We start from the raw sequence: 21,455 nt of genomic DNA, 5'->3' as shown, positions 1-21,455 counted from the left end.
TTAACCTAAATATAAAATATAGAGTTGCAAAAACCTCTGAACCTCTGAGCCTTTGCCACTCTGAACCTTTAAAAAGATGGAAATAAAACTATTTTGCCCAGCAACTATCGCAAACCTCTCGTGCGGATTTGACGTACTTGGACTTTGCTTAGACAATGCGGGCGATGAAATGATTGTTCGAAAAGTCGATCAAAAAGGAGTTCGAATCACTAAAATTGTCGGTGCCGATTTGCCTTTGGAAACCGAGAAAAACGTTTCCGGAGTTGCGGCTTTGGCGATGTTAGAAACTTTAGACGAATTGGATTTTGGATTCGAAATCGAAATTTACAAAAACATAAAAGCTGGAAGCGGAATCGGAAGCAGTGCTGCAAGTTCTGCCGGAGCGGTTTTCGGAATTAATGAATTATTAGGAAGACCTTATTCTCGTAAAGATTTGGTTCAGTTTGCGATGCAGGGCGAGAAATTAGCCAGCGGAAACGCGCATGCCGACAACGTTGCTCCTGCCCTTTTAGGCGGATTTACTTTGGTGAGAAGTTATGCGCCGCTTGATATTATCAGAATTGACAGTCCGGAAGAATTATACGCAACGGTTGTTCACCCGCAGATTGAATTGAAAACATCTGATGCTCGTTCGGTTTTAAAACAGAACGTTTCCCTTAAAAGCGCGATTATGCAATGGGGAAATGTAGGCGGATTGGTCGCTGGTTTATACACCAAAGATTACGAATTAATCGGTAGATCGCTTCACGACGAAATCGTTGAGCCTTTAAGAAGTGTTTTAATTCCGGGATTCGACCAGATAAAACAAACGGCTTACGAAAACGGCGCGTTAGGTTCTGGAATTTCAGGTTCTGGTCCATCTATTTTCGCTTTAAGCCGAGGAAAAGATACCGCTGAAAAAATCGCAAAAGCCATGAGCGACGTTTACGAAAAAATGAATTTACCGTATGAAATTCATGTTTCGAAGATTAATCCAGACGGCGTAAGAATTTTGTAAAGAAGTATTAAGACAAGTTTGTCAGGCTGAGCGGTCCCGAGGCTTCGGGAGAAGCCCCGCAAAGTATAGCACGTTCAGTTTGTCATTTCGACGTAAGGAGAAATCACACTAGTATGCCGACAAAGATTGGCGAATTTCTATACGGAGTTTCGAGTGCGATTTCTCGTTCCTCGAAATGACAAACGTCGAGAATTTACTTTATGTCTATACGTTGCGGGGCTTCTCCCGAAGCCTCGGGACCGCTCAGCCTGACAAAACGAAGAGATAATTAAAAATAAAAAACAAAAGCTATAAGCAAACATAGGAAAAGCCTAAAGCATATTGCTTACAGCCTAAAGCCATAGAAATGAAATACTACAGTTTAAACCATAATGCCCCAAAAGTTTCTTTCAAAGAAGCTGTTATACAAGGATTAGCCACTGACAAAGGATTATATTTCCCAGAAAGTATTACACCGCTTGATCCTTCATTTTTTGATAAAATCGAAAGTTTAAGCCACGAAGAAATCGCTTTTGAAGCGATCAAACAATTCGTTGGCGATGAAATACCTGCAGATAAATTAAAAGAAATCATTGCCGAGACTTTAGTTTTTGATTTTCCGGTGGTGAAAGTCGAAGACGGAATCTATTCGTTAGAATTATTTCACGGTCCTACAATGGCGTTTAAAGACGTTGGAGCGCGTTTTATGTCACGTTGTTTGGGTTATTTCAATAAAGATAAAAAAGACGCTAAAAACACCGTTTTGGTAGCCACTTCCGGAGATACTGGCGGAGCTGTTGCCAGTGGATTTTTAGGCGTTGACGGCGTTGATGTTGTCATTTTATATCCGTCAGGAAAAGTGAGCGATATTCAGGAAAAACAATTGACCACTTTAGGGCAAAACATTAAAGCGCTTGAAGTTGACGGTGTTTTTGATGATTGTCAGGATATGGTAAAAAAAGCGTTTTTAGATGAAACTTTAGCGCATAAAAACCTGACTTCGGCAAACTCTATTAATATTGCGCGCTGGTTACCGCAAATGTTCTATTTCTTCTTTGCTTACAAAGCGTTGAAAAGCCAAAACAAACCTTTAGTTTTCTCTTGCCCAAGCGGGAACTTCGGGAATATCTGCGCCGGAATTATGGCAAAGAAATTAGGTTTGCCAATTGAGCATTTTGTAGCGTCTACAAACGTAAATGACACGGTGCCAAGATTCTTAGAAAACGGAAAATACGATCCAAAACCTTCTAAAGCAACAATCTCTAACGCCATGGACGTTGGAAACCCAAGCAACTTTATTAGGATTCAGGAATTGTACAACAATGACTTAAAAGCTTTCGAAAAAGACTTCTCTTCTTATAGTTATACTGATGAAGAAACATTAGTTGCTCTAAAAAACATTTATTACACAGACGGTTATATCGCAGAACCGCATGGTGCTGTTGGTTATTTAGGTTTGAAAAAAGAATTGGAGAAACATAGCAATGCTATTGGAATTTTCTTAGAAACGGCGCATCCTATAAAGTTTTTGGATGTTGTTGAACCTGCTTTAGGCATTACACTTCCGATTCCTGGTCAGATTGAGAGTGTTATTAATGAGGAGAAAGTTAGTGTGAAAATTAAGAGTTATGAGGAATTGAAGGAATTCTTAGGGTAATTTATTTGTTCTTTTAAGCTTAAAAAAAATCGGTTGAATTTTGTTTTCAACCGATTTTTTTTTAAAACACTCATAAACTATTATCCTTAGAATCAAGAAAGTGCCCTATCCCTCAATATTATAATTTTAAAAATTGGGAAGAAAAAAAACATATATTTGAGAAACAAGAAAATGAAATAATAATCATCGATCCATGTTAAATTAAAAAAGCAACGATTAATTTAGTTAAACTCAATGGAAACAAAACAATTTAAAAAGCGAATAACCGAGATGACCAATTTCAATTGGTTTAATTCTGTAGAAATTAATATCTCGTTTCCGACTCTTAATTCAACTCAAAACTTTAAAGGTCTAGCTTCATATCACAAATTTCTCGATGAACAAATTTCTGGCTGGGAAGAATTTGAAAATTTACCAACGGAACTTATTGATTCAAAAAATTATTTTATAAGTAAAAAACAAGAAATTGAAAATTTTGTTGAATCATATTCTGCTATAGAAGATGATTCAGACTTAGATTCTAATTTTGTAAACGTGCTTAATAATATTAATCGGAGAAATACAAATATTTTTACTTATGATTCTCCTGAAGTTGATTTTCTATTAAGAGTTTATCAATCTAATCAAACATCTTTTCTTGGCGCTTTTACATATTTAATTGGTGACCTTAACCAGCATATAAACAACAAAAAAATATTTGAAGGATATTTAGCCGCATATGAATTTAAATCTAAGGAAAACAAATTATCTGAAAGAGTAAGCGCTGAAAAAACATCTCTTCAACAACTTAAAAATAATTTTAAAAATCGATTACCGGAACTTGATAAACAATTAGTAGATCATTTGAAAGACGGATCAGATAAATATGATGAATATGTAAAAAGAATTGATGATTTTCAAACAGATAAAGAAAAAACTTATTCAGATTGGTTTATTAATACCAAAGGGGAATTTGAAACTTTTGACAAAGATTCAAAACTAAAGATAGGAGAGTTAGAAAAAACTTATAAAGAAAAATTAAAACTAGAAGGACCTGCAACTTACTGGTCAGAAAGAGCTAAAAAATTAAGACGACAAGGCTGGATTGCGCTTACTTGTCTAATTATTTTAGTTTTATTAGTTTGCGATTCGTTAAATGAGTTGCTATGGCGAAGTCCGGAGCAGATATTTACAAGCTATTTTAAAGGTGATCATAGTGCAGCAATTAGATGGTCAATAATATACATAACATTAATCGCTTTTCTTGCTTTCTGCATAAAAGCAGTTTCCAAAGTAATGTTTAGTTCTTTCCACTTAGCAAGAGATTCAGAAGAAAGACATACTTTAACTTATTTCTATCTCGCCTTATTAAAAGAATCTGAAATTGATTCAGAAGAGAAAAAATTAATTATGCAATCATTATTTAGTAGAGCAGATACCGGTTTACTCAAAGAAGATTCGTCACCAACAATGCCAAATGATTTGGTAGGCAAATTTTTTAGTGGTGGAAAATGATGAGTTTTACTTATTGAATATTACGATAAAACCAATTACATTTTAAAATCCTTAATTACAAAATTTTCACTAATTTACCCATCTCGTTCTGAAAATACTTATATAATGATAATGTTTACTAGCAAGACAGCTGGCGTCAGCAGGGAAAAATTATCGATTTAAATAGCAGACACAAAAAATAACTAAATAAAAAATGGAGAAATACTTTTATAATTTTTTACTCATATTATTTTCGCTTGCATTTTTTTATATATTCAAAAATTTTTGGCCAAAATATTTTGAAACAAAAGCAACAAATCAAGCCACAAAGGAAGATATTGGAGAAATAACAGAAATAGTCGAAAATATAAAATCAGATTTATTAAAGCAAAATGAAATATTAAAAGCACAAATTTCATTTAATAATCAACATCGTTTAAATTTAAAGAACGCAGAACGCGAAGCTCTTTTCGCATTCAATAAACATATTGCAGCATGGTTTTACTATTTGATACGCTTTAGTTTTTCAAATTATGACATAAACAATTATCAAGAAATAAAGCAATCCTTAAAAGAATTTGCCAAAAGACAGTACGATAGTGATTTAGCTGAAGCTCATTTAACATTATTCATGCAAGATCAAGAATTTATTGACTTAAAAAAAGACTTAGTTATCAGCATAATAGAATTAGAATTTATTTTGACAAAGGCGGTAAATGAACTTCATTATAAATATTCAAAAGCTGAATTCGAGTTAAGTCAAGCGCAAAGTGATTTTGCCAAACAAACCTTAATAAGGAATTCACTCAGAGAAGAAACCTATTCTTTACAAAAAAAGAGCTCCGATGACAGTATTGAACAGTTTAAAAAATTGAATATTCTCTACAAAAAAATGATCAAACTCATCAATAAAAGATTAAAGCAAATAGAATCTGATGAGAACTCCATTTAATAATCAAAAACATAAATAAAAAACAAATCTTTGCCACTAAGAGCGAGACACACGCTCGCACTAACAAATAGACCAATTTTCTACATAAATGACGTCCCAACATCCATAGTTGAGGTTGTTTACCCCAATTTTTCGGTTCCGAGCCTCAAATTTGACGTCACGAACCTCAAAATATACGTTGCCTGACGTAAAATTTGACGTCATGAGGCTCAAATTTGGGGTTCCGGACGTCAAATTTGAGGTTCCGAACCTGAACGATGGAGTTCTGAACCTAAACGATGGGGTTCAGAACCTAAATGATGCATGAAAGAACGTAATCCGAGATTTAAATTATGCATTAGATTACAATGATTTTCGCTGTACAAAGTCAGGAGACTTTGCACAGCCTAAGACTTCGCACAACTTCAAAGTTTCAAGTTAATCAGCAATCGAAAAAGTAGCCAAAACCCCTTTATGATCTGACGGCCATATACCGTTTGGTTTTAAAAACATATCTCCGTCGGGAGTCTCCACTCCTTTTCCTTTTATTATACTTGCTACAGGTCCAACAATTACAGCATCTTTTAGCGAAAGCTTTTTATTTGGATAGAAATAGATAAAGTCAATACGATCTCTTTCATCGGCGTCTTTCGCCCATAATAGTTTTGACAACTCCACATCAGTGTTATAAGCTGGCCAGGTAAATCCCGGATTTTTAACCGGATCAGGATATTTTACTCTGTAAGCATCCAGAAATCCATTATTTTTAAGCGTTACACTGGTGTGCCACGGAACAATAACGCCGTTATGATCAAATAAATCTTTTGTTGCTGCTGTCCAATCTAAATGCGAAGGTTCATTAAAATCACCTCCTAGAAGCACCAGATTTCCTTTTTGACGTTCTACTTGAGCATCTTTTACAAAAAGTGCTATTTCTTCGTCACGTTGCGAATCGATATTTTGTTTCAGAATTTTTTCGGTATCTAAAATGGGTTCCGGTAATTTTTCCCAGTTAATTCCGTCGTAACCTCTCGGCAAATAACAAGCGTAATGCGTATAATCTAAATGCGCTGCATATACGGCAACACTGGTTTTCTTGTTCAACCTGATCATACATTTGGTAACCGATTCTGAACTTATCGATGCTGTAGACTCGATAGGAAATTTGGACAAAATACATGCATCCGTTTTGAGACTAGAACCATAAAAAGTCGCGCCTTTCGCTTTTAGGGCTTCCAAAAGATGTGGCACAAACAACACTCCTTTATAATTGCGCACTTCACTCAGGAAAACGACATCGGCTTCTGATTGAAGAATTACTTCCACTATCGCATCAAAACCTCCTTTTACCGAAGTTCCTTCCTGTCAGGTATTTAAAGAAAGTACTTTTAACTGTCCTTTAAAATTGTTTTCTGTTGAAGACATAATCGTTTCTTTTGCACTGAAAGCAGATAAAGAACCAATAGCTGTTCCAAAAAACAGCAAAAAAGTAAGGAATACTAGTTTATTTTTCATTGAAATATCTTAAAAATTAGATCGGGATTTTCTCTCGACTAGGTTATTGATTTGTTAGACTCAAATATACATTATAATATAAATCAGTTGAAAAAGTTTATTTAATGAAATAACTAGAAAATCTTCAATTCCTAAAAACTTCATTATCATTAGCGCAAGTGTATAAGCAGCAAACACAAAATCTTAGTTCAAGACAGCGTTTAAAAAAATCTCGTTTTACGGGTTCCCGTACAAAAAAGATGAAAATGTAATTTAATTTTACATTTTTTATAATCGTACTAATAGCTTACTAACGTTAAAACTAAAATGAAAAAAATTGCCGCTCTAATTCTATTTATTACTACAACATTTTTTGTTAGCTGTTCTTCTAATGAAGATTCGGGTAAACAAGATCCAACGACAACAACGCCTGAAGTTGTCGATCCGAGATTGCCGAACCAGAAACTATTCAGACCAGCTGTAAAACTTTTTCCAAAAAAAGAAAATTTTAAAAGTATCATACAAACTATAATTGCCACTATAAGTCAGGATGATCTTGGAAATGAAGTCAAAAAAGATGTTACTGAAATAAGTTTTTCCTACGACTCAAAAGGAAGATTAAGTGCTATGGATAAAAAAAGTAATTGGGTTGACTTTTTTAGTGCCGCTAAATTTCAGTACAATAACGCTGATGAATTAATTAATGCTACTAATCCTAATGAAACAGTTGAGCTTAATAGCAAAGGATATATCAAAAAAAAAACAGATCAAAATGGAACACTATTAAATTTATATTACGACGAAATTGGACGTTTAATAAAACAAGAAGGCGTTTATCCATATAGCCAACTATTATTAACTTATAATACAGACGATAACTATGAAACCCATTATGGCCAAACTGAAACAAAAACTACCTATAGTTACGTGGGCGATAAAATTTTTATAGAGACAATAGATAACCAAAAGGGCTACATTACAGTTACCCGTACTGATAATGGTACTATTAAGAATATTAAAGACCGAATTACAAAAACTACTGACGAGGTTACTGTAGACTACAACAAAGCAGGAATCTATTCGAGCGAGCCCATTTTTAGATACGATTTTATAAAATGGCTTCATTTAAAAGAATGGAAAATGAAAACTGAAATTGAGGGTGGTGTCACAACTATGTACAAATATGGTTTTGATTATAATTATGACAAGGACGGGGATACCTAACAATATTAACACAAACATTAATGGATAATGACGGCAGCAAATTACTAGTCAGAAGATATAATTTCACTTACGAATAACAACATTTGCTTAAAAGTGAATGAGTATAGTTTAACCGAACATTCGGAAATAAACACAAGAAATGGCTTTAACCAAAACTAAAAAACTTTGGCTAAAGCCATTTTCTAATGTACTTTTGTTTCTCCAGCTAAAGCTGGAGGCAATTCAGATATTCCTTATAATTCAGCATCGCTTAACCATGATTACAAAAGCAACATTACAAGACATTCCAGCATTAACCACCTTAATAAATTCAGCCTACAGAGGCGAGACTTCTAAAAAAGGCTGGACTACAGAAGCACATTTATTGGAAGGAAAAAGAACCGACGAAGAAGAAATGACAGAAATACTTCAGAATCCAAAAAATACAATTCTGAAGTTTACAGAGAATGACAAAATCATCGGGTCGGTTTTATTGGTTGAAAAAGGGCATCAATTATACTTAGGAATGTTAACTGTTTCACCTGAACTTCAAAACAGTGGAATTGGGAAAAAGCTTTTGGCTGAAGCCGAAAATCATGCTAAATCTTTAGGATTGTCTTCTATTATTATGACGGTAATTTCGGTTCGTGAAGAACTTATTGCTTGGTACAAACGACATGGTTATGTAGATACAGGCGAAAGAGAGGCTTTTCCGGAAAGCGGAATTCATGTTACGGTTTCCGAAGAACCTTTGGAATTTATTTTCTTAGAAAAACAGCTTTAAGAATTTAGATAGCAAATGAACATCCATCTTTTACATAAAAAAAGTAGCAAAGCCTCTGTTTGGAGCGGCGGATTGACATATGAATATATGATTTATCCGAAAACAGCAAACTATGCCGATAGAGATTTTATATTCAGAATAAGCAGTGCTACAATAGAGCAAGCGCCATCAGAATTTACCAAATTTAAGGGCTATCACCGATACTTGGTTATGCTTGATGGTTGTTTAGATATTGAGATAAACAAAGAGAAAAAATGCTATGAGAAATATGAAATCATGGAGTTTAATTCGGATGATGACGTAACTTCTTATTCAAAAGGTATTGATTTTAATTGGATGGTTTCTGAAAAAACCCACCATCACAAACTGATCATAACAAATAAAGAGCAGAATTCTAATGCTGAAATCATTATTTTATTTTCTTTAGAGGCAACAGTTATTACAATTAATAATAAACCATACCAGATGGAAGCTTATGATTTATTGGTCATTGAAAATCAAAAAAAGGAAAATGTAAAGCTTCATTTTTCTAATAAATGCCTCTTTGGGATATTGGATTTTTAGTTTTTGTTTTGCCACGAAGGCACTAAGCTTTTTTAGTTAAAGTTCCCATCCTGTTTGTCATTTCGAGGAACGAGAAATCTCCACGAGTAGCTCTACAAAGATTGGCTTATTGTAACGGAGCCACTTGTGGAGATTTCTCGTTCCTCGAAATGATAAGATTGGGGGAAAATTCTATCGAAATTGGCATTTCTTTTCGGAATTTTACAATACGTTAGACGCACTGCAGTGCGTCTCTACAGAAAACCTTTGTCACTTTGTCTCTCTGTAACTTTGTCCCTCTTTAAAGAACTAACTCTTCAAACAATCTCTGAATCGTTTTCTCCAAATCCTGACACAAACCCGGATGCGGTCTTGAAGTTTGAATCGCAGAACTTCTAATTGCAGTCAACCATCTAAAACGCTCCGGAATCTCAAATTCAGCGATTGGACCTCCGTCTTTGGCTCCTTTTGCTATCTTTTCTAATGAAGTTAAATTGCATTCTAATTGTTCGATGTCGAAATCATTAGAAAGTGCTTGGATTTTTTCTTTATTCAAGTGGAAAAGTACTTTTATAAATTTGGCTTTTTTGCAAAACAAAATGATTCCGATATTCAGGAATTCTTCGCGTTCTACCCTTGGCACAACACGAATTACAGCATATTCGTATAAGTGATTATCTTGCATTTTGAGCCTGATTTACAAATATTTCTGAATTCTCTAATCTTGTCTTTAAAAACTGTAAGTAAACATTTCGCAATGCTTCCGGTGTTTCATCTGCGTCTTCCCATTGCAACCAGTCCAACGGAATGGTATTGACAATTTCTTCTAAAACTTGTGGCGTTAAAATCACTTTAAATTCGGCATCAACTTCTTTCAAAAGTGTAGCCTGAGGCAATAAAACGTGATCTTTTATCAACGCAAACGGACTTTTAGCATGTTGTTCCCAATTGTTCCATGAATGATGGAAATACAAACATGCGCCGTGATCAATCAGCCATAATTCTTTATGCCAGATTAACATATTGGTGTTTTTAAAAGTTCTGTCTACGTTTGTGATATAAGCATCCAACCAAACGATTTGCGACGCTAATTTCGCATCCACAGTCGTTACAACAGGATCAAAAGTAATCGCGCCAGATAAAAAATGAAGCGCCAGATTCAATCCCTGACTTCCTTGTAGTAAATCCTGAATTTCTTCGTCGGCTTCGGTTCTTCCGAAAGCTTCGTCTAGATTGGCGAAAACTAACTCCGGTAATTGAAGTTTTAAGGCTTTTGCTATTTGTCCGCCAACTAATTCGGCTATAAGCGCTTTTACACCGTGACCGGCTCCTCTAAATTTTAATACGTATTTAAAATCGTCATCGGCTTCTGCCAAAGCGGGTAAAGAACCGCCTTCGCGCAGTGGCGTTATATATCGCATGACGTTTACCGTTCTGAGATCGAAGTTGTTTTTCATAAATACAAATCTACGGTTTTTGCCACGAAGGCACAAAGGCGCTAAGTTTTTTTAATCTTGCAATCCCGATAGCTATCGGGAGCGGAATCGCAAAGTTTTGTTCTCGCAGATTGATTTAGCAGATTTATTCTCATTTTATGTCATCCTGAGGAACGAAGGATCACACTAGAAGCTCTACAAAGATTGGCAAATTACTGTGTGGAGTTTCGAGTGTGATCCTTCGTTCCTCAGGATGACAAACTGCACGTGTTATTATCTAATTATCAAATTGACAAATTATCTAATTCTAAAAAAGCTTTTCCTAAATATTTAATGATGGTAGAAGCTGTAAAGGATTCATGACCCGTTTTAGGCAAGGCCAAATCAGCGGTTAAGCCATGAAGATAAACGCCCAATTTTGAAGCATATTTTGGTTCGTAACCTTGAGCTAAAAGGCTTGTGAGGATTCCGGTTAAAGTGTCGCCGCTTCCCGCTGTTGCAAGTGCGGCATTTCCGGTTGTGTTTTCGTAGACGGAAGTTCTATTTATAATAAATGTCGGTGCGCCTTTCATGACGACGATGACTTTATACTTTTCTGAGAAAGAAATTGTTTTCTGAAATTTCTCGGATTCTGAATTCCATTTTCCTATTAAACGTTCTAATTCTTTTGGATGTGGAGTAAGAATTGTGTCCTCAGGAACCAATTCCAGCCACGATATATTTTCTGAAATAATATTTAAAGCATCGGCATCTAAAACTAAAGGCACTTTATTTACTCTTAAAAATTCAAAAAGTGCTTTTTGTGTGGCTAGTTCCAGCCCTATTCCGGGTCCAAATCCTATCGCTTGTGGAATTAATGGTAAATGAATATTCGTGATGAAATTTGCATTTTCATCGGTGACAACCATAACTTCGGGAATAGAAATCTGAAGAATTTGATAGCCACATTTTGGCACAAAAGTCGTGACTAAACCGCAACCCGTTTTTAAGCAGGATTTTGAAGCTAAAACGGCTGCGCCAATTTTACCATAACTGCCCGCAATAATCACGGCATGACCTTGAATTCCTTTATGTGCCTTTGGGTTTACCGGTTTGTAGATTTTTAGAACTTCTTCTTTTGTAATTAAATATGGAGCTTTCATTCTAATTATTTTTGATGAGTGACTATAAAAAAGTTATGCCACAGATTATAGGATTTACAAAGATTTTTTTATTTCTCCACAGATTAAAAACCCTTTAAATCCTATAATCTGTGGCAAAAAAACTTATTCAGCTTAACTGAAATTTTCAATTCAAAAGTTTGTTTACAAAATACATTTTCATCATTCCTTTATTTTTCACTTCAATTTCGCCTCTATAACTGCAACTAAATTCGTCCTTTATTAATTGATAGGTGTTTTCAGAAATATTGATTTTTCCGGGTTCCGAATTAGATTCCATTCTCGATGCGATATTTACTGCATCTCCCCAAATATCATAAGCGAATTTTTTAGTTCCGACAATTCCTGCAACAACCGGCCCCGAATTAATACCAATTCTGATATTAAAGCGCGTTTCATTAAAATCTGTTTTTGATTTCGAGTCTTCAACAAATTTAAGCATTTCCAAGGCAGCAAGAACCATTAAAGTTGCATGATTATCAGACGGATAAGGCAATCCACCAGCACACATATAGGAATCTCCTACCGTTTTGATTTTTTCCAAATCGTATTTTTCGATTATTTCATCAAATTTAGAAAAGTAATAATCTACTGTATCAACCAGTTTTTCCGGTGGCAAATTCTCTGCATAACTTGTAAATCCTTCAAAATCGGTGAAGAGTACACTTACCGATTCGAATTTTTTCGCTAGCACTTTTCCGGTTTCTTTCAATTCAGCTGCGGTTTCTTCGGGCAAGATATTAAGCAATAAAGTGTTTGAGCGATTTTTTTCTCTTTCAATAATTTTATTGGTTTTATGCACAAATTTATATCTTCGGTACAATCCAAAAGCCAGTAAAAGCACTAATACAAATGAAATTATGGATGAAATTGCGATAATTTTCTGTGTCTTTTTTTGCTGATTGAGTAAATTGACTTCTATTTGTTTTTGTGCAACTTCAGCATTTGTTCGGATATCGGCCATTTTCTCCACCATTTCAATATTATTTACACTGTCGCGATAAACAATATGATCTTTAAAATAATGAAGTGATTCCTTAAAATTACCCGATTTCTGGTACAATTCTGAAAGTTTCAAATTGGAATTGCTCAGCTGTTCTTTTAATCCATATTTCTGTGCTAAACTCAAACTTTCTTCGGCATAAGCCAAAGCTTTTTTCCAATTATTTCGTTTTAAATAGATGTCGGACATATAAGTCAGATAATCCGAAATAGCATAATAATCTTCTAATTTTTCCAGAATAACAATGGCTTCATTTATATTCTTCATCGCCAGATCATCTTTTCCCTGCTCGGCATAAAGCATCCCGATATTTCCCAAATTGTAAGCCGTGCCAATTAAATAATTTGCCTTTTTAAACAATTCGCCCGACTCTTTGTAATAAGCCAACGCATTTTCAAACTTTTTACTTTTCGAATATTCTTCGCCTGCATTTAATAAGGCTGTCGCCAAAGAAACTGTATCGGTAGTTTTTCTCAGAATCAAAATGGCTTTATTGTAATACATTTGGGCATTTAAAGTGTTATCCATAACCGAATACACATCGGCAATAGACATATTTGCAGAGCCTTCTCCAGCAGGAAAATCAGCTTGAACAGCGGCATCTTTACTTTTAAAAAAAGCATCCAAAGCCATGTTTAAATCTCCCAAAAGACGATAGGAATTTCCTTTTTGCAAATAACCGCGATGAAGATAGAGATAGTTGTTTCCGGCCTTTGATAATCGTATGAGTTCGTCAGCGTATTTAAGAGATAATTTAAGATCCCTTACTTCGTTAAAAGCTAGATTCCGCAACAATTCCAGTTTAGCTTCTCCGGACAGTTTGTTTTCTTTGTAAACATTCTCCAAACTGTCGGCAGTTTTTTGATTCTGAGCATGGCAAAGAATAGATAAAAAACAGATTATCAAAATCGTAAAATACATTTTAGCAATTTGCATCTGTTTCTTCACGATCTTTATGTATTGGCTTTTAATTTAGGATCAACGAGGTATTTTTTAATGGTATCCTGATAATGAATACTAAAATTGATTTTGTAGATATTATTGGTTTCGGCTATATCGGCCTGATCTTTTACAGTTGCAATGACTTTGCTGTTTCTGCCTCCTGAGCCAGTAATAGTAATGTCATCATCGAGAAAATAAATATCACTTGGATCGTTTAGGTCAAAATCATAAACAATACTATCAATTGCAACATCATAACCTTCGTCTGTAGACTCGCCCACCCATTCCACATTTTGAGCAATATAGACATTGCTTAAAAAATCAACAACTTTTCCGGTTTCACTAACTCCATCATTATCATCAGAAAGTGAACAATGATCGTGAATATCATCCTGCGAAGGATTTTCCATATGATAGAGACTGCTGGCATCAACAGTTAAAACTATCTGGACATTTTTACCCATAATTTAATTTTTTAGGTTAATTAATTTATTTTTTACAGGCCAAAAATTAGTCAGGAACCACAGTTTAACAGGTTGATTTTGAGGAACAAATACTTTTATAATAAATCAAATTTAGTAATTTTTTTATTCCAAAGTTTATAAAATCGCCTAACGGTGATTTAAACGGATTAAACCGCCATTTCGTCGAACAAATGCAAAACAAAAGAAGTAAATTCTTTATATTTATAAATGTAAAATATTGTTTTTAAGCGTTTTACAAATAAATTCCGATTTTATTTTTGTTAACCAATCCCACGCTTATGACTGCAATAAAACACGCAATAGATTGGAAAGAAATTTTTAATTTTAAAAATATCCTTCTCAATTTAATTGGAGTAATTCTTATCACTTTAGCCTTAAAAGGATTTATGCTTCCAAATAAATTTTTAGATGGCGGCGTAATCGGAATTTCGATTCTTTTACATGAAGTTTTTCATCTTCCGCTTGGAGCCTTAATTCTTGTTTTAAACATTCCGTTTCTCTTTATTGGACAAAAAATTCTTGGAAGTACTTTCGCTTTTCAAAGTCTGATAACTTTCGTAATGATAGCCTTGAGCATTAATTTTGTTCATATTGAGGCCGTGACTTCAGATCGTTTATTAATCGCTTTGTTTGGAGGTTGTCTCATTGGTGTCGGTATGGGATTTTGTATTCGGAGTGGCTCTACGGCCGATGGTATTGAGATTTTAGCTTTGCTTACTACAAGAAAAATTGGTTTAAATGTTTCTGAAGTAATCTTTGGTATAAATAGTTTGCTATTTCTCGCTGCAGCCTGGTATTTCGGAATATCGACTGCATTGTATTCTATTGTTACTTATTTCTCAGCTGTAAAATCATTAGATTACATTTCACAAGGCGTTGAGCAATATATTTCACTTCATATTATTTCAGCCAAAAGCGACGAAATAAAAGAATTGATCGCCACAAAATTTAGAAAAGGCATAACCATTATAAAAGGAGAACGTGGTTATTTGCCAGATAGTTTTAATGAAAAATGGGATTGCGATATTATTGTAACCATTGTCACCCGTTTGGAATTACTTCGTATAAAAGAGGAAATAACACAACTTGATCCAGATGCTTTTATGTTTATTCAATATATAAAAGATGCAAGCGGCGGAATTCTGCGTTTTAAGAAAAAACATTAGAAGCATCGATTATTATCGGGAAGCAGAAAATTGCTCTTAATCATTGCGAAATTTATAATTTAAGCTATTCTAATTAGATATTTTTTAAATAGATTTGCAAAACAATTATATAAAAACAACACAATGAAAAATACTGCGCTTACGCACATACATGAAGGTTTAGGAGCAAAAATGCTTCCTTTTGCCGGTTACAACATGCCTATTACTTATGAAGGTGTTAATGCTGAACATGAAACAGTTCGAAATGCCGTTGGTGTTTTTGACGTTTCACACATGGGTGAATTTTTATTGACAGGACCAAATGCTTTGGCTTTGATTCAGAAAGTAACTTCTAATGATGCGTCGACTTTAACAATTGGAAGAGCGCAATATTCTTGTCTTCCAAACAACGAAGGCGGAATTGTTGATGATTTGATTATTTATAAAATGAAAGAAGAAGAGTATTTACTTGTTGTAAATGCTTCAAATATAGAAAAAGACTGGAATTGGATTTCATCTCACAATGATTTGGGAGTGGAAATGAAAAATCTTTCTGATGAGTATTCATTATTGGCTATTCAGGGACCAAAAGCTGTTGAGGCCATGCAGCCATTAACTTCTATCGATTTGTCTGCGATTACTTATTATCATTTTGAAGTGGCTGATTTTGCTGGTTTCAATGATGTAATTATTTCTGCTACAGGTTATACAGGTTCTGGAGGTTTTGAAATTTACTGCAAAAATGCTGATGCAGAAGCGATTTGGAATAAGGTTTTTGAGGCTGGAGCTTCTTTCGGAATTAAACCAATTGGTCTTGCGGCACGTGATACATTACGTCTTGAAATGGGATTCTGTTTATACGGAAATGACATCAACGATACAACTTCTCCGCTTGAAGCTGGTTTAGGATGGATCACTAAATTCACAAAAGAGTTTACAAATTCTGAAGCGCTAAAAAAACAAAAAGAAGCAGGTGTTACAAGAAAACTAGTTGCTTTTGAAATGCAGGAACGTGCAGTACCAAGACACGATTACGAAATTGTTGATGGTTCTGGAGCGGTTATCGGAATTGTAACTTCGGGAACTATGTCGCCTTCTATGAATAAAGGAATTGGTTTAGGATATGTTACAGTTGCAAACAGCTCGGTTGACAGCGATATTTTTATCAGAATCAGAAAAAATGATGTTCCTGCTAAAGTGGTGAAATTGCCTTTTTACAAGAAATAATTTTTTAGACATAATTTAAAAAAAGCATTACGATTTACTAATTGTAATGCTTTTTTTTTGCGCCAAAATATAGCAATTGAGTTTGCTCTAAAGTAACGAAAACAGGTAAATTTTGAGCCAATGATGCCATTCACAGACAAAATCTTTTAGTTATCGATATTCCTTGAAATTACTATTTATTATCAAAAAAATACCGTAATTTTAGTCTAAACGAAGAACTATCCACTTATGAAAAAGATATGTCTGTTATTTTTACTGACTTCAGCTACACTATTTAGTCAAAATAGCGCGGAAACTTGCAGTATATTGAATAAGATAAATGCAATGATTCAGACTGAACATATACGTCCGAAACCGGTAAATGACAGCTTGTCAACTTTTGTATTTGATAACTTAATCAACGAGTTAGATCCTTCAAGAAATATTCTTTTTAAAAGTGAGTATGATGAATTGTCAAAAAAATACCGTCTAAATTTAGATGACTTAATTTTAAGTAATGATTGCAGTTTTTTGGCCGATATTACTTCCAAATATAAAAACGGTCTTATAAGAACAAAAGAGGTTTTAGAAAAAATTCAAGCCGGAAAAATTGATTATAATAAAAATGATACTATACGATTTTATAAAAAATCATTCCCGTTTTATCTAAAAAAAGAAGATTTAGAGAAAGTCTGGCTGAAAAAAATCCGTTACCAAATTCTCGACGAAATTGCTGAAACAAGCGAAAATCTTGATTCTATAAAAAGCAATCTGACTTCGATTGAAGCAACAATCAGTAAACAGATTTTGTCGAATGAAATTTGCAGAATCAACACACTCTTAGAAACTAAAATCAACCAACAAGAAAATCTATACAATTATTTCTGTACCTATTTCGATCCGCATACTGCCTATTTTAGTGACGATTCTAAATCAAGTTTCGTTGCTTCTCTTTCAAAAGAGCATTTATCACTTGGCATGACGGTTAATCTAAATGAAAAAAACGAAATTATTGTAGAAGAAGTAGATCCAAATGGTCCCGCATACCAAACCGGATTGATTAAAAAAGGAGATCAAATTGTCTCCATTTCCAATCAAAAAGAAACCCTAAAAGTTTCCTGTGCTTCTTTAGAATCTATTTCAACAATGATTTTATCTGAAGCAAACAAAAACATAACCCTGACACTAAAACGTAATTCAGGCAAAAGTTTTGAGGTTTATATCGAAAAGCAAGTCATGAAAGACGAAGAAAATTCGGTTTATAGTTTTATCATCGGGAAAGACAGTAAAATTGGTTACATTAAAATTCCAAGCTTTTATGCAGACCTGGATGGAAATAGCAGAAAAGGCTGCGCAGATGATGTTGCACGCGAAGTAATGAAACTAGAAAGAGACAATATAAAAGGTTTAGTTGTCGATTTGATTAACAACGGTGGTGGCTCAATGGAAGAAGCTATCAAAATGGCCGGCATGTTTATCGATTACGGGCCAATTTCTATTGTAGTAGATAACAAACAAGAGCGATCTGTTATAAATGACCCTTACAAAGGACTTATTTACAAAGGCCCAATTGTTATATTAGTGAATAGTAATACTGCCTCAGCAAGCGAGTTTTTCTCTTCTATTATGCAGGATTATAATCGTGCGCTTTTGATAGGCAGTACTACTTTGGGAAAAGCTACTATGCAGACTATTCTTTCGCTTGACGAAACCAAAAACACTGATTTTCTAAAAATTACAATCAACAAATTTTACAGAGTTACAGGCAAAAGTCATCAATATATAGGCGTAACGCCTGATGTTGTTCTTCCAGAATTCTATGAAGATGTTTTCCAGAAAGAAAGTGATTTTCCTACTGCCATTAAAAATGATAGTATTGAACCTCTAAAATTCAAACCTTATCTAAAACGAAATCTTATAGACAAATTAGCCAGCAATTCAAAACAAAGGCTTTCGGATAATTATTATTTTAATGATATCAAAAAAATAAACCAAAAAATTGATCAGATCGTAAATACACCTAAAGCAGAAATTCCGATGACGCTGGACGCTGTTTTCAATCAAAAAAAAGAAATCAACTCACTTTGGAAAGAGATTAATACTTTTAATGAAGACAATAATCCGCTAGATGTTTACAATTCGACCGTAAATCAATTACTGCTTGGTGTTTATCCTAACGAAAAAACAATAAATCAATATCAAATTGAGAATCTAAAAACGAATCCATACTTAAATGAAGCTGTAAATGTTATCAATGAATTCAATGCTTCAAAATAGTTTGTTTGTTTGAAGTTTCAGGTTTCAAGTTTCACGTTCCTATTTGAACTTGAAACCTGAAACTTGAAACCTGAAACCTGAAATTTCAAACATTAAAAAAAGAATAATATTGTTTTTGGAAAAATAAGGAATAACCGTATTTTTGCATCACAAAACTAAAAATTAGAAATGGGAAGAGCGTTCGAATTTAGAAAAGGAAGAAAAATGAAACGTTGGTCTGCAATGGCCAAAACATTTACCAGAATTGGTAAAGATATCGTTATGGCTGTTAAAGAAGGTGGACCAAACCCAGATGCCAATTCTAGATTAAGAGCTGTAATACAAAATGCGAAAGCGGCCAACATGCCTAAGGACAATGTGGAGCGCGCAATTAAAAATGCAAGTAATAAAGATACTGCCAATTATAAAGAAATTCTTTTTGAAGGATATGCACCTCACGGAATTGCGATCCTGATTGAAACTGCTTCTGACAACAATAACAGAACCGTTGCAAACATTCGTAGTTATTTTAATAAATGCAACGGAACAATGGGAACTCAGGGTTCTGTTGAATTTATGTTTGACCACACTTGTAATTTCAGAATTGCTAATAATGGTCTTGATGCTGAAGAATTAGAGTTAGAACTTATTGATTTTGGCGCTGAAGAAGTTTTTGAAGATGAAGACGGAATCTTAATCTACGCTCCTTTTGGAAGCTTTGGTGCTTTGCAAAAAGAATTAGAAAACAGAGGTTTAGAAATCTTATCTTCTGGTTTTGAGCGTATTCCGCAAATCACTAAAGAATTAACGGAAGCACAAATCGCTGACGTAGAAAAATTGATCGAAAAAATCGAAGAAGATGATGACGTTATGAACGTTTATCACACTATGAAAGAAGAATAATTTTTTTCAAGAATATACAAAAGCTCTGGATTTTCCGGGGCTTTTTTGTTTTAACAAACTTTAGCTTTTTTGATTCAAATAAAAATTTATATTTGCTGATATCAGAATATAAATTTTAAAATCTTTACTATGCAATCCTCAAAATTCATGAAATTTGCTGTAATAGCACTTGTAATCCTATTTATTGTTATAAGTGTAATTAGTTAAAACAAAGCCTTCTGAAATCAGGAGGCTTTGTTAATTTTCATTACTCTTTTTTACATAAAAAAATCAAACCAGAATGACCATTTACTGTTTATAATCACTTTAAACTAAGACATTCTAATACAAAAATACAAGCAGAATCTTATATTTGTAACACCTCAAATAAAACAAGAAAATGCAAGCATTAAAACACACCAAAATAGCGGCGATCGCGCTATTTTTAGCATTAAGCGTGGTAAGTTGTAGCACTCACGTACATACAACTGGGCCAACAAAAACTAAAAAAGTACCACCAGGCCAGGCTAAAAAAATGTCCGGAAGTAAAAGTGCAAAAGCATACGCACCGGGACAACAAAAGAAAAACTAAAACAAAAGCCTTCTGAAATTCAGAAGGCTTTTTGCATCAATTATGGGTTAAAAACTTGGCAAAGACAATTATTTCTTCGCAGGTTTATTTGTTACTTTTAATAAATAGGTTCCTTCAGGCAAATCTGAAATGTTTGAGGCATTGCTTCCTGTTATTTTTTTTCCTTGCGAAAAAACCTCAACAATTTTTGAATCTGAATTCTCAGTCGAACTCCCTGCTGGCGAAACTGATGTTTTTGATATTGTTTGAGCCTTTACAGGTGTTGCCGCAACTTTTTTCACCTCATTTGAAACATGAGCAGTTTCTGTTTTAGCCTGCCCAATTGGTTTCGAGCTGTTATAAGATTCTAAAACCTGTTCATCTGTCATAGCCACATTATATATTTTTAAATCATCTATATCCACATTTATAGTAGTTGTCCCATTAATTTGTCCCAACCTAATAATATATCCTTTTGTGGCACGAGAAACTCCATTTGCTGATCTTAATAATTCGCCGTTGCGATATAACTTAGAATTAGTACCGTCATAAGTAATACTGTATTGGTACCAAATCTCTTTTTGAAGCGGAACTGAAGTGATCACATTATTTGTATCACCCCAACCAACTAGACTTACATCAGAACTTCCTGAAACTGCTGGCTGTTGCAGCAAACCAAAATACTGACTATTTACCGCTGTACCGTAACCAAAAATGTAATTTGCCGCAGCAATTGAATTAAATTTTACCCAAAAAGAAATTGTTCTTGGTTTATTTTCTTGAGGAAGATCCCCTACTACTCCTTGCAAAAATTTATTGGTAAGTCGTTGAGCACTTTTAGCAGCACCGTTTCTGTCAATGACAAAATTTGGCGTTCCTAATAATGAAATTGTATTATCAGAACTATTTAAAGTTCCATCGAAAGTGAATTCCTGAACAGGATTTTGGGCATTAGCATTAAAAAAAGTTACAAACATTAAAGTAAGTAGTATTCTTTTCATAATTACAATTTTAGGTTTTAAAGATTTATATAATGGGCGTAAAAACTATATTAAAAAGAGCATGAATTATTTTTAAGACAATAGCTTGCATTGAAGCATAAAAATTATTAATTCAAAAATTTTGTTAAAACTATAATTTAAATTCAAAATCACAAAACATTTACAACATATAAATACAATGTTTTTAATAAATTACAGAAAACACAAAATCACATTTTTTTTTGGATACCTTTTGTAAAAACATTTTTACAAAACAACTTCAGTAAACCAATTAAAAAAACCTTCTGAAAGTCCAGAAGGCTTTTCT

Annotated in this window: 20 protein-coding genes; 12 read left to right on the top strand and 8 right to left on the bottom strand. The window is 33.9% G+C overall.

What is annotated here, in order from left to right:
- Nucleotides 1–76: 76 nt before the first annotated feature.
- The 4 genes from BD847_RS02450 to BD847_RS02435 all read left to right on the top strand — a co-directional run bounded on the left by BD847_RS02450 (nt 77) and on the right by BD847_RS02435 (nt 5,058).
- Entirely contained in the window at nt 77–997 is a 921-nt protein-coding gene (locus BD847_RS02450; RefSeq protein ID WP_115886670.1) for a homoserine kinase, read from the top strand.
- A 346-nt stretch (nt 998–1,343) separates the two neighbouring features.
- Entirely contained in the window at nt 1,344–2,633 is a 1,290-nt protein-coding gene (gene thrC, locus BD847_RS02445) for a threonine synthase (protein WP_115886669.1), read from the top strand.
- Between the two features lie 234 nt (nt 2,634–2,867).
- Nucleotides 2,868–4,127: a DUF6161 domain-containing protein gene (locus tag BD847_RS02440; protein WP_147298490.1), complete on the top strand. Its 1,260-nt coding sequence runs from the start codon at nt 2,868–2,870 to the stop codon at nt 4,125–4,127.
- A gap of 193 nt (nt 4,128–4,320) precedes the next feature.
- Nucleotides 4,321–5,058 (top strand): hypothetical protein, encoded by a 738-nt coding sequence (locus BD847_RS02435; RefSeq protein WP_115886667.1) that lies wholly within the window; start codon nt 4,321–4,323, stop codon nt 5,056–5,058.
- Between the two features lie 417 nt (nt 5,059–5,475).
- On the opposite strand, the gene BD847_RS02430 is transcribed toward BD847_RS02435, so the two are convergent.
- Nucleotides 5,476–6,363 (bottom strand): endonuclease/exonuclease/phosphatase family protein, encoded by an 888-nt coding sequence (locus tag BD847_RS02430; protein WP_208641781.1) that lies wholly within the window; start codon nt 6,361–6,363, stop codon nt 5,476–5,478.
- A gap of 39 nt (nt 6,364–6,402) precedes the next feature.
- On the bottom strand, nt 6,403–6,552 hold the full coding sequence (locus tag BD847_RS20885) for a hypothetical protein (RefSeq protein ID WP_208641780.1): 150 nt from the start codon (nt 6,550–6,552) through the stop codon (nt 6,403–6,405).
- 306 nt (nt 6,553–6,858) lie between these two features.
- On the opposite strand from BD847_RS20885, the gene BD847_RS02425 reads away from it, so the two are divergent.
- The 3 genes from BD847_RS02425 to BD847_RS02415 all read left to right on the top strand — a co-directional run bounded on the left by BD847_RS02425 (nt 6,859) and on the right by BD847_RS02415 (nt 9,082).
- Nucleotides 6,859–7,755, top strand: a complete 897-nt coding sequence (locus tag BD847_RS02425) for a hypothetical protein (RefSeq protein ID WP_115886666.1) — start codon at nt 6,859–6,861, stop codon at nt 7,753–7,755.
- A gap of 139 nt (nt 7,756–7,894) precedes the next feature.
- Nucleotides 7,895–8,518 (top strand): GNAT family N-acetyltransferase, encoded by a 624-nt coding sequence (locus BD847_RS02420; RefSeq protein ID WP_244201548.1) that lies wholly within the window; start codon nt 7,895–7,897, stop codon nt 8,516–8,518.
- 15 nt (nt 8,519–8,533) lie between these two features.
- Nucleotides 8,534–9,082 (top strand): HutD family protein, encoded by a 549-nt coding sequence (locus tag BD847_RS02415; protein ID WP_115886665.1) that lies wholly within the window; start codon nt 8,534–8,536, stop codon nt 9,080–9,082.
- A 280-nt stretch (nt 9,083–9,362) separates the two neighbouring features.
- On the opposite strand, the gene BD847_RS02410 is transcribed toward BD847_RS02415, so the two are convergent.
- The 5 genes from BD847_RS02410 to BD847_RS02390 form a co-directional block, all read right to left on the bottom strand.
- A complete protein-coding gene (locus BD847_RS02410; protein WP_115886664.1) occupies nt 9,363–9,746 on the bottom strand; it encodes a DUF3037 domain-containing protein in 384 nt (127 codons plus the stop codon).
- The gene (locus BD847_RS02405) at nt 9,736–10,518 is read right to left on the bottom strand and encodes a HipA family kinase (protein ID WP_115886663.1); all 783 of its coding nucleotides are present in this window, start codon (nt 10,516–10,518) and stop codon (nt 9,736–9,738) included. Before BD847_RS02405 ends, BD847_RS02410 begins: the two co-directional genes overlap by 11 nt.
- A 263-nt stretch (nt 10,519–10,781) precedes the next feature.
- The gene (locus BD847_RS02400) at nt 10,782–11,639 is read right to left on the bottom strand and encodes an NAD(P)H-hydrate dehydratase (RefSeq protein WP_115886662.1); all 858 of its coding nucleotides are present in this window, start codon (nt 11,637–11,639) and stop codon (nt 10,782–10,784) included.
- A gap of 145 nt (nt 11,640–11,784) precedes the next feature.
- Complete coding sequence (locus BD847_RS02395; protein ID WP_244201547.1) at nt 11,785–13,608, bottom strand: adenylate/guanylate cyclase domain-containing protein; 1,824 nt, start codon at nt 13,606–13,608, stop codon at nt 11,785–11,787.
- A 5-nt stretch (nt 13,609–13,613) separates the two neighbouring features.
- Nucleotides 13,614–14,066, bottom strand: a complete 453-nt coding sequence (locus BD847_RS02390) for a hypothetical protein (RefSeq protein ID WP_115886660.1) — start codon at nt 14,064–14,066, stop codon at nt 13,614–13,616.
- A 299-nt stretch (nt 14,067–14,365) separates the two neighbouring features.
- Here BD847_RS02390 and BD847_RS02385 point away from each other — a divergent pair, with 299 nt between their 5' ends.
- The 5 genes from BD847_RS02385 (at nt 14,366) to BD847_RS02365 (ending at nt 20,168) form a co-directional block, all read left to right on the top strand.
- Nucleotides 14,366–15,253: a YitT family protein gene (locus BD847_RS02385; protein ID WP_115886659.1), complete on the top strand. Its 888-nt coding sequence runs from the start codon at nt 14,366–14,368 to the stop codon at nt 15,251–15,253.
- 123 nt (nt 15,254–15,376) lie between these two features.
- Nucleotides 15,377–16,459: a glycine cleavage system aminomethyltransferase GcvT gene (gene gcvT / locus BD847_RS02380; protein ID WP_115886658.1), complete on the top strand. Its 1,083-nt coding sequence runs from the start codon at nt 15,377–15,379 to the stop codon at nt 16,457–16,459.
- Nucleotides 16,460–16,687: 228 nt separating this feature from the next.
- Nucleotides 16,688–18,715 carry a carboxy terminal-processing peptidase gene (locus BD847_RS02375; protein ID WP_115886657.1) on the top strand — a complete coding sequence of 676 codons (2,028 nt, stop codon included), beginning with the start codon at nt 16,688–16,690 and terminating at the stop codon, nt 18,713–18,715.
- Nucleotides 18,716–18,883: 168 nt separating this feature from the next.
- On the top strand, nt 18,884–19,597 hold the full coding sequence (locus BD847_RS02370) for a YebC/PmpR family DNA-binding transcriptional regulator (RefSeq protein WP_026729302.1): 714 nt from the start codon (nt 18,884–18,886) through the stop codon (nt 19,595–19,597).
- A 379-nt stretch (nt 19,598–19,976) separates the two neighbouring features.
- Nucleotides 19,977–20,168, top strand: a complete 192-nt coding sequence (locus BD847_RS02365) for a hypothetical protein (RefSeq protein WP_115886656.1) — start codon at nt 19,977–19,979, stop codon at nt 20,166–20,168.
- Between the two features lie 68 nt (nt 20,169–20,236).
- On the opposite strand, the gene BD847_RS02360 is transcribed toward BD847_RS02365, so the two are convergent.
- Nucleotides 20,237–21,148, bottom strand: a complete 912-nt coding sequence (locus BD847_RS02360) for a LamG domain-containing protein (RefSeq protein WP_115886655.1) — start codon at nt 21,146–21,148, stop codon at nt 20,237–20,239.
- Nucleotides 21,149–21,455: the final 307 nt, after the last annotated feature.

It is taken from the genome of Flavobacterium cutihirudinis (genome assembly GCF_003385895.1).
In the GTDB taxonomy this organism is placed as follows: domain Bacteria; phylum Bacteroidota; class Bacteroidia; order Flavobacteriales; family Flavobacteriaceae; genus Flavobacterium; species Flavobacterium cutihirudinis.
Note: the sequence above shows the minus strand (reverse complement) of the source record. Positions and strands in the feature narration are given on the sequence as shown.

Coding starts and splice junctions, on each gene's coding strand:
- BD847_RS02450 (WP_115886670.1), top strand. CDS start 77: ATGGAAATAAAACTATTTTGCCCAGCAACTATCGCAAACCTCTCGTGC.
- thrC (WP_115886669.1), top strand. CDS start 1,344: ATGAAATACTACAGTTTAAACCATAATGCCCCAAAAGTTTCTTTCAAA.
- BD847_RS02440 (WP_147298490.1), top strand. CDS start 2,868: ATGGAAACAAAACAATTTAAAAAGCGAATAACCGAGATGACCAATTTC.
- BD847_RS02435 (WP_115886667.1), top strand. CDS start 4,321: ATGGAGAAATACTTTTATAATTTTTTACTCATATTATTTTCGCTTGCA.
- BD847_RS20885 (WP_208641780.1), bottom strand. CDS start 6,552: ATGAAAAATAAACTAGTATTCCTTACTTTTTTGCTGTTTTTTGGAACA.
- BD847_RS02425 (WP_115886666.1), top strand. CDS start 6,859: ATGAAAAAAATTGCCGCTCTAATTCTATTTATTACTACAACATTTTTT.
- BD847_RS02420 (WP_244201548.1), top strand. CDS start 7,895: ATGGCTTTAACCAAAACTAAAAAACTTTGGCTAAAGCCATTTTCTAAT.
- BD847_RS02415 (WP_115886665.1), top strand. CDS start 8,534: ATGAACATCCATCTTTTACATAAAAAAAGTAGCAAAGCCTCTGTTTGG.
- BD847_RS02410 (WP_115886664.1), bottom strand. CDS start 9,746: ATGCAAGATAATCACTTATACGAATATGCTGTAATTCGTGTTGTGCCA.
- BD847_RS02405 (WP_115886663.1), bottom strand. CDS start 10,518: ATGAAAAACAACTTCGATCTCAGAACGGTAAACGTCATGCGATATATA.
- BD847_RS02400 (WP_115886662.1), bottom strand. CDS start 11,639: ATGAAAGCTCCATATTTAATTACAAAAGAAGAAGTTCTAAAAATCTAC.
- BD847_RS02390 (WP_115886660.1), bottom strand. CDS start 14,066: ATGGGTAAAAATGTCCAGATAGTTTTAACTGTTGATGCCAGCAGTCTC.
- BD847_RS02385 (WP_115886659.1), top strand. CDS start 14,366: ATGACTGCAATAAAACACGCAATAGATTGGAAAGAAATTTTTAATTTT.
- gcvT (WP_115886658.1), top strand. CDS start 15,377: ATGAAAAATACTGCGCTTACGCACATACATGAAGGTTTAGGAGCAAAA.
- BD847_RS02375 (WP_115886657.1), top strand. CDS start 16,688: ATGAAAAAGATATGTCTGTTATTTTTACTGACTTCAGCTACACTATTT.
- BD847_RS02370 (WP_026729302.1), top strand. CDS start 18,884: ATGGGAAGAGCGTTCGAATTTAGAAAAGGAAGAAAAATGAAACGTTGG.
- BD847_RS02365 (WP_115886656.1), top strand. CDS start 19,977: ATGCAAGCATTAAAACACACCAAAATAGCGGCGATCGCGCTATTTTTA.
- BD847_RS02360 (WP_115886655.1), bottom strand. CDS start 21,148: ATGAAAAGAATACTACTTACTTTAATGTTTGTAACTTTTTTTAATGCT.